Annotated in this window: 5 protein-coding genes; all 5 read left to right on the top strand. The window is 36.4% G+C overall.

Annotated features, from left to right (window positions below):
* Nucleotides 1–432: 432 nt before the first annotated feature.
* On the top strand, nt 433–978 hold the full coding sequence (locus BLP63_RS16590; protein ID WP_092593578.1) for a hypothetical protein: 546 nt from the start codon (nt 433–435) through the stop codon (nt 976–978).
* Nucleotides 979–1,272: 294 nt separating this feature from the next.
* The gene (locus BLP63_RS16595; RefSeq protein ID WP_092593580.1) at nt 1,273–1,551 is read left to right on the top strand and encodes a type II toxin-antitoxin system RelB/DinJ family antitoxin; all 279 of its coding nucleotides are present in this window, start codon (nt 1,273–1,275) and stop codon (nt 1,549–1,551) included.
* A complete protein-coding gene (locus BLP63_RS16600; RefSeq protein ID WP_242870956.1) occupies nt 1,544–1,810 on the top strand; it encodes a Txe/YoeB family addiction module toxin in 267 nt (88 codons plus the stop codon). The genes BLP63_RS16595 and BLP63_RS16600 overlap by 8 nt, the downstream gene beginning before the upstream one ends.
* Before the next feature lie 699 nt (nt 1,811–2,509).
* Entirely contained in the window at nt 2,510–2,782 is a 273-nt protein-coding gene (locus BLP63_RS16605) for a type II toxin-antitoxin system Phd/YefM family antitoxin (RefSeq protein ID WP_092593584.1), read from the top strand.
* A 1-nt stretch (nt 2,783) separates the two neighbouring features.
* Nucleotides 2,784–3,083 carry a type II toxin-antitoxin system RelE/ParE family toxin gene (locus BLP63_RS16610; RefSeq protein ID WP_242870957.1) on the top strand — a complete coding sequence of 100 codons (300 nt, stop codon included), beginning with the start codon at nt 2,784–2,786 and terminating at the stop codon, nt 3,081–3,083.
* Nucleotides 3,084–3,238 lie beyond the last annotated feature (155 nt).

The raw sequence follows: 3,238 nt of genomic DNA on the forward strand, positions 1-3,238 counted from the left end.
TTATATTGGCATCCTTTGCAATCAAAGCAGGTGTAGACATGGTTAATGTCCTCAAAGCCTGAAGTGAATCGCTTGATTCTATCTTTGCACCGGATGACCCACCCGTACCTGTCACCGCCAGCGAAGATGCGGAAGTTGTTAATAAATTTATGTAGTAATTGCAAGGCTTGTAGGGATTAGTCAGCGTAATACCGGGTTTTCGGTGACAGGTACAAATAGCGAAGATGGTGAAATTGTTTTACAATTTAACTTGAGCAACCTCCGTTGATTTATTCGATCACCGGAGGTTGTTTTCTTTTGGGGAGGGGAGGGATATGCGGTTGTGCAATATGAAAATATTTTTTCGATTTGGATGGATTTGCTATATTTACCTTGGGAAAATGATACAATAGAAAAGTGTTCAACTAACAAAATTTGAAAGGAATTTGGTTAATGGAAGAAGATAAAGAAATTGAAGAGTTGCATAAAATGGTATTCTTGAAATTGGTAAGAAGAGAACAAATGACTGTCTTTTTCTTATCTATAGCATTTTTCAGTATTTTAATATGGTATATAAATTATATTTTCCAAATAGCAATATTTGAATATAATGTCTCAACAATTATATCTTTAGGTGCGATTATGTCAACTTTTGGATCCTCTTTACTTGCTGCAGCACAAGCAATTGGAGCAGATAAGTATGACAGAGTTTTACGAAACATTGATATTTATTATAATGACATTGTTATGAAAAAACCATGGAGAAGATGGCAGTTTTTGAATAGAACATCAAAGTTCAAGAATTTTAATTCTACAATCATTACAACAACTCTTCAAAATCCAAGTGAAAAGTTTGATGTTGGTAGTCATGAAATAGAAGTTTATATACCAACTGTGTTAGAAGATTTTTATGATTTGCCCACATACTATTGTTATAACCCACCCGTACCTGTCACCGTCAGTGAAGTTGCGGAAGTTGTTAATAAATTTATGTTGTGATTGCAAGGCTTGTAGGGATTAGTCAGCGTAATCCCGGGTTTTCGGTGACAGGTACAAATAGCGAAGATGGTGAAATTGTTTTACAATTCAGATCAGGCGTTGAAGCAATCTCTCATTAGGTTAAGACGAGAGGTTGCTTTTCCTTTTGCTTAACAGTTCCCTAAATCCTCATTTAGGGAACTGTTTTAGACTTCGTTTTGATAATTTGGACAAGTCACACTTCGTGTGACGTTGTATTGAAAATGTATGTGATATGTGCTATAATAAGCACATGAATAGAAAGAGGTGATTTAGATGGCACAAACCACATTAAGTGTGAGAATGGATGAGAATATAAAAAAACAATTTGACGCCTTCTGTGCAGAAGTTGGTATGAACACTTCAGTTGCGATTAATCTTTTTGCTAAAGCCGTTTTAAGAGAGCGTAGGATTCCATTCGAGATTGCTCTGAATGATGATCCGTTCTATAGCGACGCAAATTTGGATAGACTTAAGAAAGCAATAGCACAACTTGATGAAAGTAATTTAATAGTCAAATCCATGGATGAACTCGAGGAGATGGAACGTGAATAATTTAGCGTTCACACCCGAAGGCTGGGAAGATTATTTGTATTGGCAATCACAGGATAAAAGAACCTTAAGGCGAATTAATCTACTCTTACAAGATATAATTAGAAATGGCTATGACGGTATAGGAAAACCAGAGCCTTTGAAGTACGATTATAAAGGATTTTGGAGTCGACGAATAGACGATAATAACCGAATAGTATATCGAGTAGATGGAGAGCAAATAATTATTGCACAATGTGGATCACATTATCGTGACAAATAAAGTGTTTGAAATTTGGACCCACCCGTACTTGTCACCACCAGTGAAGTTGCGGAAGTTTTTAATGATTTTATGTAGTGATTTCAAGGCTTGTAGGGATTAGTCAGCGTAATAACGGGTTATCAGTGCCAGATACAAATAGCGAAGATGGTGAAATTGTTTTACAATTCAGATCAGGCGTTAAAGTAATCTCTCATCAGGATAAGATGAGAGGTTGCTTTTCCTTTTGCTGAACAATTCCCTAAATCCTCAATTAAGAATCTGTTTAAGACCAGGGTTTTGCTAATAATATTTATCTCAACAAACATAAGAAGTGTTTTGGGGTTGATTGTTTGTTGTGTAAAAAGCATTACTGATACGGGAACTACTTACAGACTATTGGTAGTTGTTGAAGAAGTTAAACTTGGTATCATGTAATTAACATAATAAATTTGACGTTTCAATCCTGCAAAGCATTCAAAATGACGCCTTACTTGAGCATATCGAAAGGGTAAGGATCACGTTTTACAGAAAAGATTGAAATTAATCGAAATCAAATATAATTATAAGCGTTCGAAAAGCTGCCGATGGTCTTCCAAGACAATCGGCAGCTTTTAAGTTAATGTCTCTGAAAGCCCATAACCTCATCCCAATTTAATGAAATTAAAAACCTAAAGAAATAAATGTATAATTTCTTTAGAGACAAAGAAAGAGGTGAACACAATGCCAGTCATAAAATCCAGTACTGATTTGCGTAATAACTATAATGAGATCTCGACCTTCTGCCATGAAAATAACGAACCTGTTTTCATCACAAAAAACGGGCAAGGAGATTTGGCGGTAATGAGTATTGAGACGTACGAAGCACTTTGTGGCAAGTTAGAGCTCTACCGATTACTAGACGAAGGCAGAGCAGCTGTCAAAGCTGAAAAGAAACGTCCACTTCAAGATGTTATGAAGGACATTAAACAAAGGATTTCTGATGGCGAAATATAGAGTGGATATAACTGAACCGGCCGAAAATTACCTTGTTGACATTGTTAAGTATATTGCTTCTCAATGGTCCGCACCATTTTCGGCATTAGATATGATGGATCTTCTTGAAGAGGCAATGACGGGTTTGTCAGAATTACCGCAGCGCTGCCCAGTTATTAGGGATGAGCGACTATCTCAGATGGGGTATAGAAAGCTAATCGTAAAAAACTATTTTGTTTTTTTCTCCATCGACGAAAAAAATAAAGTAGTTAACGTAGAAAGAATTCTGTACGTCAGACGTGACTGGCTCAGGATTCTGTAATGAAAAGCAATGTAATTTGGCTGCCGATGGTTGTATCATGACTATCGGCAGCCTGTTTTTGTGGCTCTAAGTCAATAGTTGGGGTGGGGATTCTTTGAATCCCTGCTCCTTTAATGTTTAGAGGGTATTTTAGTAATCGATTGTCAACGAACGAA

Source organism: Acidaminobacter hydrogenoformans DSM 2784 (assembly GCF_900103005.1).
Lineage (GTDB): Bacteria > Bacillota > Clostridia > Peptostreptococcales > Acidaminobacteraceae > Acidaminobacter > Acidaminobacter hydrogenoformans.

What these genes read in the sequence shown, in the direction of transcription:
- BLP63_RS16590 (WP_092593578.1), top strand. Translation starts at nt 433, where the DNA reads ATGGAAGAAGATAAAGAAATTGAAGAGTTGCATAAAATGGTATTCTTG.
- BLP63_RS16605 (WP_092593584.1), top strand. Translation starts at nt 2,510, where the DNA reads ATGCCAGTCATAAAATCCAGTACTGATTTGCGTAATAACTATAATGAG.
- BLP63_RS16595 (WP_092593580.1), top strand. Translation starts at nt 1,273, where the DNA reads ATGGCACAAACCACATTAAGTGTGAGAATGGATGAGAATATAAAAAAA.